The following is a 14868-nucleotide window of genomic DNA, read 5'->3' as shown; positions in this document are numbered from 1 at the left end:
ACCTGCCTTTTCCTTACCGTGCGTTACTATTGTATTGCTAGGAATGCGGGTTTATCCCCGCCCCACATTCCGCGATAGGAAAAAACAGGGTGATCGGATTAACCAATACAAAAGATATGCCACTTGTGTGATTTTTGATAAGCCCAGTATAATCAGGCACATGCCGGAGTAGACCGTTTGATGGAATTTCAAGAATCACGTTTTTGTCTGAAAAAAAAGACTCACCAAGACTAACGCACGCAATATTATACGATTTCTCGCAGGTTCAAAATACTTTTGCTCGCAAATCAAGGTGGTTATCATGTCTTAAATATCAGACACCTATAACATCGTCGCTCCTTTTACAACAAAATGAGTACACAAACAATGGTTGTTTACGGAAAGTTCACACTTATTTTTGTCTGTTTTATCAATCTTGTTTTATAAGGAGATATTATACTTTTTAAGCAACGCATAGAGGTGGGAGCGGGATAATCCCGAAGTTTCCAGCATTCCGTGAATGTTAGAACCGTGCTGTGCGATAAGCTGTAAAAGGTACTTCTTTTCCATATCCGATTTAAATTGTCGCAGCGTCGGTAACATTTCAAATGAGAATGAAACTGGAGCTGCATTTTTCTGGTCTGATTTTTCAGACACAGATGCTTTAGCACCATTAGTTGTCTGATTTTCCAGTCCACGTACAAGGTTTGCCTGTGCAATTTTAATTCGGATGTCAGCCGGAAGATGTCTGGCGTATAAGACAGATTCTGATCCGGCGGCGACTAACGCCTGTTCAAGGGCGTTAAACAATTCGCGTACGTTTCCCGGCCAGTCATATTTGGCGAGTATCGGGAAAAAGTCCGCAGAAAAATTCTTAACCGGCATTCCATATTGTTTACAGAGCTGTTTGATTCTGAATTGAGACAGCAGCTCGAGATCATCGTTGCGTAAACGAAGGGCAGGAAGTTCAATATGGACGGTTTTTAAACGGAAGAGCAGATCCTGACGGAAGTCTCCGTCTTCAACCATGGTTTCCAAGTTGCGGTTTGTTGCTGAAACAAGGCGGAAGTTACTTTTTTCTTCCGCAGTGCCACCCACAGGGCGAAAGACTCGCTCTTGAAGGAAACGTAGAAACGATTTTTGGATGGTGAGGGGCATTTCGCCCACTTCGTCGAGAAAGAGAGTGCCTTCGTCAGCAAGTTTGACGAGTCCGTCCTTATCCGTCTGTGCGCCTGTGAAAGCGCCTTTTTTGTGACCGAAAAGGGTGGATTCCAGAAGGCTTTCGGTAAGCGCAGCACAGTCCACAACAACAAATTCTCCCTGAGTTCGGGTACTGTTTGCGTGGATGGTGCGGGCTGTAAGCTCTTTACCTGTACCGGTTTCACCAGTGATGAGCACGTTCGCATCGGTAGAAGCTGCTTGAGCCATAAGGCTGAAACAGTTGCGGATGATGGAACTAGTGCCGACCATGTGGGCTACTTCCAATGGTTTGGCGTCGCTGCTTTTATCCAGCTTTTCCTGACGGTATTTGAGAACGCGTTTAAGCGTTTGGGTGATTTCTTTGATGGAAGCAGGTTTTACAAGGTAATCCCAGACACCGCGCTGAATTGCAGTTTCAGCACCTGCGGGATCGCCGTCACCTGTAAGAATGATAACTTCTGGCGGGTTATCGAAGTGTGCGATGTCGGAAAGGTAGTCCAGTCCGTTGCCATCCGGTAAGCGGACGTCAAGAAAGAGCACGTCAAATTCATGCTCGCGAAGGAGTTTGAACCCTTGCGAAATAGTTTGCGCAGTGGCGCAGTCGTACTGAAGGCGCGAGAGAAGACTTTCAAATGTCTCACAAATGTTAACATCATCATCAATAATAAGAATGTTGGGCATGCGTAAATTTTTCCGAAACGTTGAGGTGATCAACGCCCCCCCGGGGGCGGCTTAGCGAGAAATTACTGCAACGGATGAAGTACTGAAGTAATGGCTTTGGCAATTATCGAACTATTGTACGGTTTGCTGACAAGAGTTTTAACCGATGGAATTTCCTCGGCACCCTTGGCTGCAATGTTTCTGCCGGAAACCATGATCACAGGAAGTTCCGGAGCAGTGCGGCTGATGTGTGTTGCCAGTTCGAGACCGTTTAACGCAGGCATGTCAAAATCTGTAATGACAAGATCCCACGAATCTGAACGTTCACTAATCATCCTTGCAGCTACCGCAGCATCACCTATCGGGTCAACCTCATAGCCTAAGTTTCTGAGAACTCTAGGGATTGTCTCGAGCTGGTCTGGGTCGTCTTCCACAAAAAGAATGCGTCCTTCCCCTTGAAGAATCTTTTCTGTGAGCTGCTCCCCTGCTTCAAGAGCAGGTCGGTCGATGTGTGGCAGGTAGATGATAAAGGCTGTTCGAACAAAAGGAATACTGCTTACTTCAACACCGCCACCATGTCCTTTAATGATGCCAAGCACAACAGAAAGTCCTAAACCGGTACCCTCTGTTTTTCCTTTTGTTGTGAAAAATGGATCGAAAATCTTGTCCTGAATTTCGGAGCTGATACCGGGACCATTGTCTTCAATGACTAGCTTAAAATATTCACCTTCTGGGATATTAAACTGACTTGCCTTTTCTTTGGTCAAAAATTCTTTGTCTACATCCAGCCGTAATGTGCCGCCATGTTCACGCAACGCCTGAAAAGAGTTGGTGCACATGTTCATAATGACCTGATTCATCTGTGTCGGGTCACCGAATGTATGCGCATGGGTAACATTATATGTTGTTTCAATATTAATGTTACGCGGCAGAGAGGCGGACACAAGCCCCACGGACTCGTTCATAACCTCTAAAATATCTGTGGTACGGAAACCCGCTACGGATGGCTTACTGAAGGTAAGGATTTTTTTGACCAAGCTGCTGCCGTGTTGCGCAGCACGTAACGCACGGGCAAGATCGTTGCTCGTGAGTGTTTCTTCATCAATATCAATTAGCGCTAACTCAACAGAGTTAATGATGGATGTAAGGATATTGTTGAAGTCATGCGCAATTCCGCCAGCCAGTGTACCAATAGCTTCCATTTTCTGCGATTGCAGTAACTGGCGTTCAAGGTTGATGCGCTGCGTAATATCTTCCGCAGTGGTCAACATTCCGACAATTTCGCCCTTGTCTCCATGGAGCGGCAGGCGGTTAATTTCCAACCAGACGAGGTCGCCGTCTTTGTCAGTGATACGTTCTTTGGATTTTAACTGAGGAATATTGTGGGTAAGAACCATGTTTTCAGACTGCTGCATGATAGCGGCATCTTGTTTGTCAAATAAAAATTCAAAATCAGTTTTGCCGATGAGCTCGCGAGCGTGTTGGATTCCGAAAAACTTGTCAAAAGATCGGTTACTGCCCATGTAACGGAAGTTGTTACTTTTCCACGAAACAAGCTGTGGAATGTTGTCCATTACAGACTGCAACATACGTTCGGAATTACGTAAGGCTTTTTCTGCACGCTTGCGTGTGGTGATGTTTTCAGAAAAGCCTTCAAGAAGCTCAATGTTGTTCAACCGGTCGCGCACAACTCGCACAGACATGTTCGCGGCAAACGTTGTGTTATCCGGACGCAGAAGTGTGCGTTCAAATGTCAAAATTTCGTTAGCGCGTGCTTTATGGAAATCAACGCCTTGCAACAGGTCATCCAAAGCACTTGCTTCATGTGCCATAAACTCCTGCGGGCTAGTGTAGCCATTCATTCTGGCAAAGGCAGGGTTTACATCAACAAACGCACCGGTAGGACGCACACGGAAAATACCCAGTGGTGAGTTTTCAAAGATAGAGCGATATTTTTCTTCTGCAAAGCGTAAGCTGTCCTCAGCTTTTTTACGGTCGGTGAAGTCAAAGATAACTCCCACCATGCCCGCAATTTCACCGCGAGCGTTTACGTTAGTCGCTTTGTGCAACAGAATATTATGCACACTGCCTTCGCGGGACGAAATAGTCTGTTCGTAGATGGATTCGCCTTGTTCATGCAGCAGTTGATGGTCAACAGGATGCTGTAACTGAGACAAGCCGAATTCCTGTAACTCCCATTCGTTACAGTTCAAAATATCGTCGCGCTGAACACCGAAGAATTTTTCAAAGGCAACGTTACACTGCTGGTACCGTCCGTACTTATCCTTAGAGTAGATAGGAATAGGGATGGTATCCATAAGCAGACGTAAGAATGACAGCTGATCTTTGATCTTTTGTTCTACAGATTTTTTCTCAAGAATATTCATCACCAACAGTACAAGAGTGATTGTGAGCAGAATAAGGCTGACAATAATTGTCCAGAAAACCTGTTTATTCAATTCATAGAATCGGCTCGGAGCATTGATCATGACTGCCGGTTCGGGCAATTCGCGCTCGCTCAAGTGAAGGCGTTTGAGTTCATTGTAGTCAAAAGCCCATGGGGAAGCGCTTTTTGAAATGACTTTAATATCGTTCGCCGGAGTACCGTCAAGAATTTGCAAACCAAGTTCGGCAGCTTTTTCGCCATCCGTGAAACCGGAAATAAGCTTGCCGCCGAGAATGCCGGAACCGAGAAGGAATCTCCAGTTTGAGTAGAGCGGTGCCGTGGTGTTGTCGTGCACCTTTTGCAGCAGTTCCTGTGCAGAGTAGAATTGTCCGTCAATTTCTCGATACATCGGAATAAAGTAGAAGAATGTGTCAGGTGGAACCTGTTTGACTCGACGGATAATTTCTCTGTGTGGCAGGTCAGTCCAGAATTGAACTTTCAACCCCTTATCAATATTCGGGAGACCTTCGATAACCTGCTTGCGGATCGCTTTACCCGTGACGGATTCGTCACCGATAACAATCATCTGCTTCAGGTTAGGGTGCATTTCTAAGGCAAGACGGATATTTGAAGCGACATCAAATGTCTCCATGACGCCGGTCATTTCTTTGCCTTTAATTAACGATGGGTTGAAATCGTTAACCCCGACAAAAACAATAGGCACACCCGGAAAGAGATCTTCCCCGTGCTGAGTGATGAAGTTGAATGCGTCGTTATCGGAAACTGTGATGAGGTCAAACGTAGTGTCAGCAAACTTGCGTCTGAATAAATCCATGACATGTTTGACTGCTTGATTGTACGGAAATTTTTTGGAATCCAGATACTCCACCTGCAACATAATAGAATACGGGCTGTCTTGAATCCGCTCTTTAAAACCTTCGAGCAGATTGTCCGACCATGCGTATCCGTTGTGGTAGGAGTTAAGATAGAGGATGTTCTTGCGTTCTTTAGGCGTAGGGGTTGGATTGGCAAAGGCGTTCGGAACCGTCAAAATGACAGTCAGAAGCGCTAAAAGTATGAAGTGTAAAAGGCGTGCACCCATAATCAATAACCAATCCTTCAATTTGCTTAACAAAAGCTGTGTTAACAGCCGTTGCAGCTAATAATTTGAGGCCGCTTTTGTGTGTTTAAAATGCGTACCTCTCGCCCCATGTACCGTTTATTCGCTCAATTGTCATCTGCTGCAAAGTGGCGATTTTTTGACATTTGCAAAAATAAATATGTTAATACAGCGTATTACAAAACTGGCAAGCTCCTTGCTATATGTCTTCGCAAAGACAATTACGTGGCGTTCCGAATAGATAGGGTGCCCGTTCAGGAGGATGCAATGTTATTTTTGCTTGGTGGAAATGATAAAAAGCCAACACAGGCTGAACAGGCTCGTACCGAGAATATGGAACGTGTAAAGGAACTATTTCTTGCTGGTCGTTTTCCAGTAGTGACTACCGAAGTGCTGGAAGGCCGTGCTATCGGTAAAGTTCTCGGGTTAGTAGCTTGTCGCGGATACGATTCAGATGATGCATTTTTTGGTATGACTGCTCGTGCCGTAAATAAAGGCGCACAGGCCATTATCGGATATCAGGAGAACATTGCGTTTCATCCGGATGGCAGTAAATATTTTTCTTGTTACGGTACTGCTGTGCAGTTTGACCGTTCAAAGCGAGTATAGGGCATACGTATAGCCAACTGGTTGCTACTTGTTTGGCTGCGTTGCTTTACCCTTGCGGTTTGTTATGTCACTCCCCCCCCCCCCGACAGACCTTTACCTAGGTTAGACATGACAAGCTGTAAGGTAATACGGATTCCTGCATAGACAATGATAGCTGTTGTCTGTGGGGAAATAAAAAAAGCCCGAATCACATTGTGATTCGGGCTTTTTGTTTTTTAGAATTCTATTCGGAATCGTCCTCGAGGCTACGGGTGTAGCGACAGGCTTTTTCCGGACAGGCGATATGCTTACCGCGTGCTTTGGTGGTTTTGATTGTAAGCAGTTTAGAATCACACTGCGGACATTCTTCTTCCACAGGGAAGTTCCACAGCGCGTAGTCACACTTAGGGTATCTGCTACAGGAGTAGAAGATTTTACCAGAGCGGGAAGACTTTTCTACAATCTCACCTTCTTCACAACGCGGGCATTTTACACCGGTTGAGAAAGGCTTTGCGTGTTTGCATTCAGGGTAACCGGTACATGCGATAAAGCGGCCACCGGTACGGGTGCGTTTAAGGACAAGGTCCTTTCCGCAATCCGGACATTCACCCATTTTCTGCAATTCTTCTTTCGGGCGCTCCACAAGCACAACATTACCGTTGTCATCGCGGGTAAAGTTGGATGTGTTTTTACAATCCGGATATCCGGAGCACGCCAGGAAGGTGCCTGCCTTACCAAACTTGATCATCATCGGCTTGCCGCATTCTGAACATACAAGGTCAGTTTCAAGACCCTGTTTTACAGACTCCATTTCCTCGGCAGCTTTTTCAAGCGTCGGATTAAAGTCGTTCATGAAGTCAGTCATGAGCTGTGTCCAGTCCAGCGTGCCTTCAGCAACGTTGTCGAGTAATGTTTCCATCTGCGCGGTAAAACTTACATCCATAAGAGTGGAGAAGTGTTTTACAAGCTGCTGGCACACTGTGCGACCAAGGTCAGTCGGCACAAAGTTCTTTTCTTCCAGCAGTGCATAGCCGCGATCAATCAATGTTGAAATAATGGCTGCATAGGTGGATGGACGGCCGATGCCGAGTTCTTCCATTTCACGTACAAGAGACGCTTCGGAGAATCGTGCTGGTGGCTGAGTAAATTTTTGTTCTTTGTCGAGCTTGATGAGGCGGATTTCCTGACCCTCTTCAAGCTTCGGCAAATCTTCATCTTCTTTGGCTTTCTGCGGGGAAACAGCAAGGAAGCCGGGGAAGAGCATACGCTCGCCTTTTACACGCCATGTGCTGGCAAGTTTGTCTGCATCTTTAATAGTAGTTGCGTTTGGTGTGGCAGCAATCGTGACGGTAGTGTCATGGAATTGAGCCGCAGCCATCTGGGATGCCATAAAGCGTGACCAGACGAGTGTGTACAACGCATGCTGTTCTCTAGGAAGCAGATTGCGAACGGAATCAGGAGTGATGGATGCGTCAACAGGACGGATCGCTTCGTGAGCATCCTGAGCACTTGATTTTGTTTTGAAGAAGCGTGGCTTTGGCGGAACGTATTCTTTTCCGTACAGGGAAAGAATAAGCTCTTTAGCTGCATCGCGCGCGTCGTCAGCAATACGTACGGAGTCAGTACGCATATAAGTGATAAGCGCTGTTGTGCCCTCGTCACCGAGTTCAACACCTTCATACAGGCGCTGAGCAATGGACATGGTACGCTTTGCAGAATAGCCATGGCGCTGACTTGCTGCCTGCTGGAGAGTTGATGTGATAAAAGGCGGCAGCGGCTGGCGGCTACGTTTTTTCTCTTCAACTTTTTCTACAACCAGTGCAGAGGCAAGAACTGCTTCCTGAAGTGCATTCGCAGCTTCTTCGTTAGGAACAACTGCTTTTTTACCTGCAATCTGGTGCAAAAGAGCTTTAACTGGAGGCGGATTTTCGCCTTCCATTTCAGCTTTGAATACCCAGTACTCTTCTGGATCAAATGCATAGCGTTCCGCTTCGCGTTCAACAATGAGACGCAGCGCAACGGATTGAACACGACCGGCAGAAATACCGCGCTTAACTTTATTCCAGAGTAGCGGTGAGAGTTTGTAGCCCACAAGACGGTCAAGAATTCGTCGAGCCTGCTGAGCATCGAAGAGGTTCTCGTTCAGATCTTTCGGGTGTTCAAGCGCTTCACGAACCGCACGGGCGGTAATTTCGTTAAACTGGATACGCTTTGCATTTGGATTTTCTTTTTTAATAATCTCAGCAATGTGCCACGCAATGGCTTCGCCCTCGCGATCGGGATCGGGAGCAAGATATACGTGGTCAGCTTTGGCTGCCGCTTCTTTCAGCGTGGAAACAACTTTCTGTTTACCCTGAATGATCTGATACTTTGGCTTGTAGTTTTTTTCTTCGTCAACGCCGAGATCTTTTTTAGGCAAATCTCGCACGTGACCTACGCTGGCGTGAACCATGTAGTTACGGCCAAGGAACTTTTTAATTGTTTTCACCTTTGCGGGTGATTCTACGATTATCAGGTCTTTTCCCATTGAATGTCCTGTTTCCGATGTTGGTTAAGAAGTAACTGGCAACACACAGATATCAATAGGTGTACCAGATGCTAAGCGTTTTTCTGTTAAGGGAAGATACGGCAAATGTCGCTAGCGTCAAGTGTCGATTTTCTAAAATATGATTACGACAGTATATATTCCTGAAGAACAATGCAAAATTACAAGGTAGTTTGTCTTTGCCTCTATATTACAAAATGATTGCAGTATGGGAATGATACAGATGCATATACTCTTGTTACTGATTTTTTAGTCTGTAACACCTGTTGATCGTGTTCAATTTACTGACATTTTCCACAAGAGTAACAGTGAGTGGTTACTCTTACTCCCGCGCCAGGCCTCGGATTATAACGAGTCTAACAAGTTGGCATTCTAATTGCTCAATACATCCCGTACGTTGTCAAGCTCGGGGGAGCTTTAGGAGGAATACTATGTCTGTTACCCAAATCTCTATGACGCAGGTGCAGGGAGTTCTGCAGCATTCGAAGAGACGCACTGGTGCGATTTCACATAATGATGCTGTACAAAACAACGGTATGAGCCGTTTTGAAGCCTTGCTTAGAGAACCGCAGCAGATTGCAGATGCCATGGCATCTTCCCAATCTAATCAGCTATCTGCGCTGCCAATTCAATATCCATACTATGGATTAACCGGAGCGGAACAGTCTACACGTTCAGGAATGAACCTGAGTAATGTTTCTTCTCTTGCTACACTTATTAATGTTTCGTCTGTTGAGCCTACGGTTTTGAGCAATGCGCTCAAAACACTGACAGAAGCTGCTGAGAAAAATCAGCTTGAGACCGCTTCTGCAGCCGCTATTCCAGGAAACCTTCAGGGTATGATGAGCCGCGAAATTGTAAGTGGTGATATGAATGCAGTTGTTCAAGCTTCTGACAGTGCTATGGGTGATAGTGCAGACGAGAGCGGGGCAAAAAGTGTAGAACCTATTGTAAGTAATGAAGTTCGTGGATCATTAGCCACGATGTTTGAATCCGGTGCAGCCGGAAACATTGCAGCCATTGGCTATGATGCAACAGGTGGAACTTCGTATGGCAAGTACCAGTTCTCGTCTGCTCGTGGCACAATGGACGATTTTTTGACGTATTTAGATACGCATGCTTCAGATATTTCATTACATCTCAGGGCAGCTGGTGATGTAAATACAGGCTCCAAGCAGGGCGAAATGCCAATGGCTTGGCAGGAAGTAGCGAAGATTGATCCAGAACGGTTCGAAAAAATGCAAGATTCCTTTATGCATTCCCGCTACTATTCCCCGGTAGCACGAGTGGTTCAGGATAAAATGAACATTGGCCAAATGAGTACCGCTATGGAAGAAGTTTTACTTTCTACTTCCTTACAGCATGGTCCTCGAGGGGCTATTCAAATTTTTGCAAAAGCATTTGGCGCAACAGGCGGCTTCTCTGAAGAGATGCAGGAATCGTTTATCAAAAACGTATACGCACAGCGCAGTAATGAATTTGCAACTTCAACTCCAGAAGTTCGTACAGGCGTACAGAACAGACTGGATGCTGAACTTAACGTAGCATTATCTATGCTCGCCTAATGTTGGAAAGTTGACACGAAACGTGTCTGCATGAGTTGAGAGCGCTTTGATTACTCCAGTTCTTTAACAAGAGTACTCTACAGGCTGGTCTTAGCTTCAAAAGAATGACTTTGTTGAGTGTAGAAAAAAGGACATCAATATGATGTCCTTTTTTTGTGTTTTTTAAGTAGATTAAGAATCTTAGCAAATAATTCTTTTTATGCACTTGACCGGTAGGAGCTTCTGTTTTAGTTACATATGAATACGTGTTCATGCGTAACTTTATTTTCAGAGGTAACTATGGAAATCGCAATACAATATCTTTCCGAAGTATGGGAAATTCTGCTCGAAGCCGCCCCATACGTACTTTTCGGCTTTTTTGTCGCTGGGCTTCTTAAAGGATTTTTACCGGACGACTTTGTTGCGCGCCATCTTGGCAGTAACAAGAAAGGTGCCGTTGTTAAGGCGTCACTCTTCGGTATTCCGCTTCCTTTATGTTCCTGTGGTGTAATTCCTGCTGCCGCAGGGCTTCGCCAGCAGGGTGCAAGTAAAGGGGCAACTACATCATTTATGATCTCCACACCAGAGACAGGCGTTGACTCCATCGCCATCACATACGCACTGCTTGACCCGATTATGACAATTGTGCGTCCGGTTGCTGCGTTTATTTCTGCGCTTACCGCAGGTACTCTGGTAGATATGTTCCCAGCAAAGGCAGTGCCGGGTAAAACTGAATTTACTCCGCTTAACTTTGCAGCAACAACATTAAAAAAAGAAGAGGAATGTTCCTCTGGTTGCTGCTCTTCCAAGTCAGCAGCTGCAACAGCTAAAGACAAATTTCTTTCCGGTATGCAGTTCGCATTTGGTGAACTTATTGCCGACATCGGCAAATGGTTGTTGATTGGTATTCTTATCGCCGCAGTTGTTTCTACGTTCCTGCCAGTTACGTTCTTTCAGGAATACGTAGGTGATGGACTTCTCAGCATGATTCTGATGGTTGTCATCGGTGTGCCAATGTATGTCTGCGCAACCGCATCAACCCCAATTGCAGCAGCGCTCGCGCTTAAAGGGCTTTCCCCCGGCGGCGCGCTTGTGTTCCTGTTAGCAGGGCCAGCAACTAACGCAGCAACTATTACTGTAGTAGCTCAGACTCTCGGTAAGCGCGTAGCGTTTATCTACGTAGGCTCCATTGCGGTAACATCCGTAATCCTCGGACTTGCCGTGAACTGGCTGTACGCAAAACTCGGTCTTTCTGTGTTCTCTTGGATTAATGACGTAGAAGCTCATCAGCATGGCATTGTGGGTTACGCCTCTGCGATTATTCTACTCGTTCTTGTAGGTAAACAATTTATCGGTCGTCGTGGGCACCAACACGGCGAATCTTGTGGTTGCCATTAAGCCGCAATAAGATTGGACTCCTTAAAGAAAAAGCCACGCTCTTGAGCGTGGCTTTTTTGTTTTCTTTTTTGGGCCTGCGGCGCTGAGTTTGTTTTGCCTCCGGCGGGCAAGGGGTCAGCCCCTTGCATCCCCGCGAGAGGGACGCCCTCTCGACTGCGAGGTTGTACTCCCAGTTTGGCGAAAGCTATTCGAGCTAAAAGAAATGTTTTTTAATAGATCTGTACCAAGAACGAGCCAGTAATAGCCTACATGGTTTACTGCCCACTAAACATAAATGGGTAGTCGAACCCCGCGGTCAAGGGGGCGTCCCCCTTGCGGGTGCAGGGCAGCGCCCGCCCGTCGGAGACTCGCCGAAGGCAACAACAGCCTAAAAAAAATAAAATTATTACACAATAGCAGCATCAAGTGCAGCGTCGACGTGGGCTTGAACGGTATCGATAAGCGGTATGTTGCAGTCGGATGCTTTGATAAGCAGTCCGATTTCGGTGCAGCCGAGAATAATTGCTTCGGCACCGTTTGCTTCGAGCTCTTTGATGATGTTGATGTACTTCTCACGAGTGCTGTCGAGGAATTTTCCTACGGCAAATTCATTGAAGATGCTGTTGTGGATAATGGCGCGGTCATCACTTTCTGGAGTAATAATTTCGAGACCGTGCTTTTCAGAAAGCGGCTTACTGATGAAATCTTGTTCCATGGTGAATGCAGTGCCGAGTAATCCGAGCTTGGTGACGTTGAGTTCTTTCGCTTTGTTTGCGATTGCGTCTGAAATATGGAGTACTGGAATTTCTAGCGCACCTTGCACGGTATCGGCAACGCGATGCATTGTGTTCGCGCCGATGAGGAGCATGTCTGCGCCGCCAGCTTCGGTGTTCAGTGCGGCTTGAGCAAGCTTGGTGCCTACGGATGTCCAGTCATCTTTGCTGATGAGCTCGTGTAGTTCTGAAAAATCGACGCTGTCCATAAGGATTTTGCAGGAATGGCGTCCACCTAGGCGTTTGCGGGTGCCTTCGTTTAAGAGGCGGTAGTACTCGATTGTTGATCCCCAAGTCATTCCGCCTAATAATCCGATCTTTTTCATGAGAATATCCTTTGAACTTAATTGAAAACATATTTTTGAAGTAAGCTGTGTCTTTGCATATGCTGATCGTAATGTAAAATATGTTTTAAAAAACATTGTGTTACTTGATTGCGTTAGTAGGAAAAGGGCTGCCATTTTTGTTGCTGGGTACTGTCTGAATGATCAGTATGCTGAGAAGAAGTAAGTGCTTTTGTCGTATTCTGTGCTTGCTCTTAGCGGGGTAGGGCTTGACATAATGCGATGAGGCTATCAATCTCACTATATCTATATGTTTGGAGTGCAAAATATGAAAAAGGTAGTTGTATCATTTCTCGGCAAAGATGGTCCGGGAGTCGTACATGCGGTATCCAGCCTGCTTACAGGTCTGGAGTGCAACATTAATGAAGTAAGTCAAACTATTCTGCATAGTGAATTTGCTGCGATCGTCATTGCTGAAATGCCTGACGGTTGTACCATTGACCTCTTGCAGGATGAACTGGTGAAAGGACTTGCTGAACGACAGGTTGACCTCAGTGTTACAGCACGCCTTTATGACGGTACAAGCTGGTCTGCTGAAGATCCTCAGTCATTTGTGGTAAGTGTAGACGGTCCTGACCAACAAGGACTTGTTGCAGCAATCTCAGGTATTCTGGGTGAGCATAATGTGAATATTGCCAACCTGAAAGCTATTGTTCCTGCCGATCAACCGGATGGGAATGCTCTCATTGTTTTTGAAGTAATTGTCCCCGGCGCTGTGGAGCTTTCTGCTCTGCGCGGCGCGTTGAATGCGAAAGCGGAAGAACTTTCGCTACGGGTAAGTGTTCAGCACAGGGATATTTTCGAAGCGGTGCACAGGGTTCAGCCTGTGTAGCTTTAGAAGGTGACATATCTGGGAAATTGTCATCATCTATATACAATGAGATTTTAGCCTGACCTTTATAAGGAAAAAAAATGCTTTCAGATCGCGAAGTGCTCAGTACTTTAGCAATGCTCCGAAACGAGCATTTGGACGTTCGTACCGTAACGCTTGGTGTCAGCCTTTTTGATTGTGCAAGTCACGACTTTGACGTGTTTGCTGATCGGGTTCGCACCAAGATTAGACTTTATTCAGAAAAGCTTGTGTCTACCTGTAATGAGGTGGGCGATAAGTACGGTATTCCTATCGTAAACAAACGCATCAGCGTAAGCCCTATGAGCGTTGTGTGTGCTTCTTACACGCCGGAACAGATGGTGAAAGCGTGTCAGATTCTTGATGAAGCTGCACAGGAAGCTGGTGTAGATTTTCTTGGCGGCTTCGGTGCGCTGGTAGAGAAAGGCATGACCAAAGGTGATCGTGCTCTTATTGATTCTTTACCGGAAGCATTGGCGGTGACGCAGCGTGTATGTTCCTCAATCAACGTTGCGTCTTCCAGAAGCGGCATTAACATGGATGCTGTTGCTCTTATGGGGCAGCGTATCAAAGATATCGCAGCACGTACCGCAGACAAAGACGGCCTTGGCTGTGCTAAGCTTGTTGTGTTTGCAAACATCCCTCAGGATGTGCCGTTTATGGCTGGAGCCTACCTTGGTGTAGGTGAGCCTGAAGCGGTAATTAACGTGGGTGTTTCCGGCCCGGGCGTTGTTAAAAAAGCAATCGACCGTGCTATGCAGGATGGCAGCGCGAAGAGCCTTGGTGATATTGCTGAAGTTATTAAACGTACCGCGTTTAAAGTAACCCGCGTTGGTGAAATTATCGGTACCGAAGTAGCGCAGCGCCTTGGACTTCCTTTTGGCGTAGCTGACCTTTCGTTGGCTCCGACTCCGGAAGTTGGTGACTCTGTTGGTGAAATCTTCGAAGCCATTGGTCTTTCATCCATTGGTGCTCCGGGTTCCACTGCTGTGCTGGCAATGCTGAACGATGCTGTTAAAAAAGGCGGCGCGTTTGCATCTTCCCACGTTGGTGGTCTTTCCGGTGCGTTTATTCCTGTGTCAGAAGATTCCAGCATTGCAGCAGCAGCTGCATCCGGTGCGCTGACTTTGGAAAAACTTGAAGCCATGACAAGCGTATGTTCTGTAGGGCTTGATATGGTTCCTGTGCCGGGTGATATCTCCGCTGCAACACTTTCCGGTATTATTGCCGATGAAATGGCAATTGGTATGATCAACAACAAAACTACTGCTGTGCGTATCATCCCTGTTCCTAATAAAGGTGTTGGCGACAATGTATCTTTCGGCGGTCTGCTCGGTGAAGCCAAAATTATGGCTGTTCCGGGTGGTAATGCTGAGCAGTTTATTAAACTTGGTGGTCGCATCCCTGCGCCGATCCACAGTTTGAAGAACTAGACTGTTCTTTCCATACAAATAAAAAAGAGCCGTTCTGCATATGCAGAACGGCTCTTCTTGTATTTGTCT

9 protein-coding genes are annotated in these 14868 nt (G+C 46.2%); 5 read left to right on the top strand and 4 right to left on the bottom strand.

Translation table 11 applies throughout. The annotated features are described in order from the left end of the window. Positions 1 to 420 precede the first annotated feature (420 nt). A complete protein-coding gene (locus ACZ5V1_RS13330) occupies positions 421 to 1860 on the bottom strand; it encodes a sigma-54-dependent transcriptional regulator (RefSeq protein WP_464389261.1) in 1440 nt (479 codons plus the stop codon). A gap of 62 nt (positions 1861 to 1922) precedes the next feature. Then, positions 1923 to 5327, bottom strand: a complete 3405-nt coding sequence (locus tag ACZ5V1_RS13325; protein ID WP_464389260.1) for a hybrid sensor histidine kinase/response regulator — start codon at positions 5325 to 5327, stop codon at positions 1923 to 1925. 285 nt (positions 5328 to 5612) lie between these two features. Here ACZ5V1_RS13325 and ACZ5V1_RS13320 point away from each other — a divergent pair, with 285 nt between their 5' ends. Further along, positions 5613 to 5954, top strand: coding sequence for a hypothetical protein (locus ACZ5V1_RS13320; protein ID WP_160711695.1), 342 nt, complete (start codon positions 5613 to 5615; stop codon positions 5952 to 5954). A 223-nt stretch (positions 5955 to 6177) separates the two neighbouring features. Here ACZ5V1_RS13320 and topA read toward each other — a convergent pair whose 3' ends face one another. Continuing rightward, complete coding sequence (gene topA, locus ACZ5V1_RS13315; protein ID WP_464389259.1) at positions 6178 to 8460, bottom strand: type I DNA topoisomerase; 2283 nt, start codon at positions 8458 to 8460, stop codon at positions 6178 to 6180. 449 nt (positions 8461 to 8909) lie between these two features. On the opposite strand from topA, the gene ACZ5V1_RS13310 reads away from it, so the two are divergent. Both ACZ5V1_RS13310 and ACZ5V1_RS13305 read left to right on the top strand, forming a co-directional pair. Beyond that, complete coding sequence (locus tag ACZ5V1_RS13310) at positions 8910 to 10043, top strand: VgrG-related protein (protein ID WP_464389258.1); 1134 nt, start codon at positions 8910 to 8912, stop codon at positions 10041 to 10043. Positions 10044 to 10322: 279 nt separating this feature from the next. Then, positions 10323 to 11420 carry an SO_0444 family Cu/Zn efflux transporter gene (locus tag ACZ5V1_RS13305; RefSeq protein ID WP_464389257.1) on the top strand — a complete coding sequence of 366 codons (1098 nt, stop codon included), beginning with the start codon at positions 10323 to 10325 and terminating at the stop codon, positions 11418 to 11420. A 385-nt stretch (positions 11421 to 11805) separates the two neighbouring features. On the opposite strand, the gene ACZ5V1_RS13300 is transcribed toward ACZ5V1_RS13305, so the two are convergent. Continuing rightward, positions 11806 to 12498, bottom strand: coding sequence for an aspartate/glutamate racemase family protein (locus ACZ5V1_RS13300; protein WP_464389256.1), 693 nt, complete (start codon positions 12496 to 12498; stop codon positions 11806 to 11808). A 286-nt stretch (positions 12499 to 12784) separates the two neighbouring features. Between ACZ5V1_RS13300 and ACZ5V1_RS13295 the strand changes: the two genes are divergently transcribed. Both ACZ5V1_RS13295 and ACZ5V1_RS13290 read left to right on the top strand, forming a co-directional pair. Continuing rightward, positions 12785 to 13348, top strand: a complete 564-nt coding sequence (locus ACZ5V1_RS13295; protein ID WP_160711705.1) for a glycine cleavage system transcriptional repressor — start codon at positions 12785 to 12787, stop codon at positions 13346 to 13348. Between the two features lie 80 nt (positions 13349 to 13428). Further along, complete coding sequence (locus ACZ5V1_RS13290; protein ID WP_464389255.1) at positions 13429 to 14799, top strand: DUF711 family protein; 1371 nt, start codon at positions 13429 to 13431, stop codon at positions 14797 to 14799. The last annotated feature ends 69 nt before the right edge of the window (positions 14800 to 14868 follow it).

Source organism: Halodesulfovibrio oceani subsp. galateae (assembly GCF_055397225.1).
The sequence above is the reverse complement of the archived record's forward strand: the minus strand, read 5'-3'. Positions and strand labels throughout refer to the sequence as shown.

What these genes read in the sequence shown, in the direction of transcription:
- topA (WP_464389259.1), bottom strand. Translation starts at nt 8,460, where the DNA reads ATGGGAAAAGACCTGATAATCGTAGAATCACCCGCAAAGGTGAAAACA.
- ACZ5V1_RS13300 (WP_464389256.1), bottom strand. Translation starts at nt 12,498, where the DNA reads ATGAAAAAGATCGGATTATTAGGCGGAATGACTTGGGGATCAACAATC.
- ACZ5V1_RS13310 (WP_464389258.1), top strand. Translation starts at nt 8,910, where the DNA reads ATGTCTGTTACCCAAATCTCTATGACGCAGGTGCAGGGAGTTCTGCAG.
- ACZ5V1_RS13330 (WP_464389261.1), bottom strand. Translation starts at nt 1,860, where the DNA reads ATGCCCAACATTCTTATTATTGATGATGATGTTAACATTTGTGAGACA.
- ACZ5V1_RS13295 (WP_160711705.1), top strand. Translation starts at nt 12,785, where the DNA reads ATGAAAAAGGTAGTTGTATCATTTCTCGGCAAAGATGGTCCGGGAGTC.
- ACZ5V1_RS13305 (WP_464389257.1), top strand. Translation starts at nt 10,323, where the DNA reads ATGGAAATCGCAATACAATATCTTTCCGAAGTATGGGAAATTCTGCTC.
- ACZ5V1_RS13290 (WP_464389255.1), top strand. Translation starts at nt 13,429, where the DNA reads ATGCTTTCAGATCGCGAAGTGCTCAGTACTTTAGCAATGCTCCGAAAC.
- ACZ5V1_RS13325 (WP_464389260.1), bottom strand. Translation starts at nt 5,327, where the DNA reads ATGGGTGCACGCCTTTTACACTTCATACTTTTAGCGCTTCTGACTGTC.
- ACZ5V1_RS13320 (WP_160711695.1), top strand. Translation starts at nt 5,613, where the DNA reads ATGTTATTTTTGCTTGGTGGAAATGATAAAAAGCCAACACAGGCTGAA.